Consider the following 2,510-nt stretch of genomic DNA (forward strand, 5'->3'; position numbering starts at 1 on the left):
TGGAGCGGTTGTCGGACGCGGAGCGGAACGGTCACCAGGTGCTGGCGGTGGTGCGGGGCAGCGCGGTCAACCAGGACGGTGCGTCGAACGGCCTCACGGCGCCGAATGGTCCGTCACAGCAGCGTGTGATCCGTCAGGCGCTGGCCAATGCGGGTGTGTCGGCCGCGGACGTGGACGTGGTCGAGGCGCATGGCACGGGAACGGCACTGGGCGATCCCATCGAGGCGCAGGCCATCCTCGCCACCTACGGACAGGACCGCGACCGGCCGCTGTGGCTGGGCTCGGTGAAGTCGAACATCGGACATGCCCAAGCCGCCGCGGGCGTGGCCGGTGTGATCAAGGCGGTGCTGGCGATGCGGCACGGTGTCCTGCCGCGGACGCTGCACGTCGACGCCCCCACCCCGGAGGTGGACTGGTCGGCGGGTTCGGTGGAGCTGCTGACCGAGGAGAGGCCCTGGCCGGAGGCGGATCGCCCACGCCGGGCCGGGGTGTCCGCGTTCGGCGTCAGCGGCACCAACGCCCATGTGATCGTCGAGCAGGCGCCTGCCACCGCCACCGAGTCCGCTGTTCCGGACCCGGACGCGATCCCCGCCATACCGTGGGTGATCTCGGCCAGGAGCGCCGAGGCGCTGTACGGCCAGGCGGCCCGGCTCGCGGAATTCGCCCGCGAACACCCGGAACTCGACCCGGGCGACATCGCCCACTCGCTCATCACCACACGAGCCGCGCTCGGCCACCGGGCCGTGGTCGTGGGCGGTGGGCGTGCGGAGTTGCTGAGCGGGCTGGACGCCATCACCGGGCCGAGCGATGGCCCCGTCGCGCGAGGAGTGCCGAGCCCCGGCAGGCTCGCGGTGCTGTTCACCGGGCAGGGCAGCCAGCACGTGGGCATGGGCCGGGAACTGCATGCGCGCTATCCCGTCTTCCGCGACGCCTTCGACGCGGCATGTGCGCAACTGGACCGGTATCTGGTCGACGCCGGACATGTCGCGCACCGCGTCCGGGACGTCGTATTCGCCCAGCCCGGATCGCCCGAAGCGGAACTGCTCGACCGGACGGTGTACGCCCAGGCGGGGCTGTTCGCATTGGAGAGCGCGCTGTTCCGGCTGTACGAGTCCTGGGGAGTGCGCCCCGACGCCCTCGCCGGCCACTCCGTAGGCGAACTGACCGCGGCCCATGTGGCGGGCGTGCTGTCCCTCGAGGACGCCGCCGCGCTGCTGGCCGCGCGCGGACGGCTGATGCAGGCCCTGCCCGCCGGCGTGATGGTCGCGCTCAATGCCCCAGAGTCCGTGGTGCGGTCTCTGCTGGCCGATGAACCGGGCACCGTGGATATCGCCGCGGTCAACGGACCCGTCTCCGTCGTCGTCTCCGGCGACCAGGACGCCGTGGCGGCCGTCGAGCGGAAGTGCGCGGCCGAGGGGTACCGGACCAAGCGGCTGCGGGTCAGCCATGCCTTCCACTCCGCGCATATGGACGGCATGCTGGAGGCGTTCCGCGCCGTCGCCGCCGGGCTGTCGTACGCGCCTCCGACGGTGCCCATCGTCTCCAACGTCACGGGCGACTGGGCCACCCCCGACCAGTTGTGCTCCCCGGACTACTGGGCCGAGCACGCCCGCAGGACCGTTCGTTTCCTCGACGGCGTCACTACGCTCCACGCCGGGGACGTCACGACCTTCCTGGAGCTGGGGCCCGATGGTGTCCTCACCGCCATGGCGCAGGAAGCGCTGGGCGACGGCGCCGACCCGGCCATGTTCGTGGCCACGTTGCACGGCGAACAGCCCGATCCGGTCGCCGCCGTGGCCGCGCTCGCCCGGCTGCATGTCCGTGGCGTCCCGGTCGACTGGACCGCGCTGCTCTCGGGGCCCTCGCGGCGCCGGGTCGACCTGCCGACCTACGCCTTCCAGCACCGGCGGTACTGGCCGGACGCCCTCCCCGTATCGGACCGGCCCGCAACGGACGCCACCACGGCAGATGAACTGCTTCCCGCACGTCCATTGCCGCCGGAGGCGGGAGCGCTCGCGGGCGGCGGTGCCACGGACTTCGCCGAGCGGCTGATGGCGGGCACCGAGGCCGAGCGCCACCGGCTGGTCCTGGATGTGGTGTTGAGCAGCGCGGCCGCGGTGCTGGGACACGACGACGCGTCGGCGATCGACGGCGCACGGGCCTTCCAGGAACTCGGCTTCGACTCCCTGAACGTGGTCCGGCTCCGCAACCGACTGCGCGAGCTGACCGGCGCCGAACTGCCGACCACGCTCGCCTTCGACTATCCGACACCGGCCGCCCTCGCGTCGTACCTGCACGCACGGCTTCTCGGACGGGACACCGAAGGACGGACCGGGCCGGCGTGGGCGGCGGGCGATCCCACGGAGCCGATCGCGATCGTGGGGATGGCGTGCCGGTTGCCGGGTGGAGTCGGCTCGCCGGAGGAGTTGTGGGAGCTGGTCACGGCCGGGGGCGAGGGCATCGGGGATTTCCCCGTGGACCGTGGCTGGGATCTGGAGAACCTGTTCGAT

At 72.3% G+C, this 2,510-nt stretch carries 1 protein-coding gene; it reads left to right on the forward strand.

Annotated features, from left to right (window positions below; genetic code table 11):
• A partial coding sequence (locus tag KN815_RS36680) for a type I polyketide synthase (protein WP_216346169.1) occupies positions 1-2,510 on the forward strand: 2,510 nt, incomplete at both ends.

Origin of the sequence: Streptomyces niphimycinicus (genome assembly GCF_018883605.1) — a bacterium.
Classification (GTDB): domain Bacteria; phylum Actinomycetota; class Actinomycetes; order Streptomycetales; family Streptomycetaceae; genus Streptomyces; species Streptomyces niphimycinicus.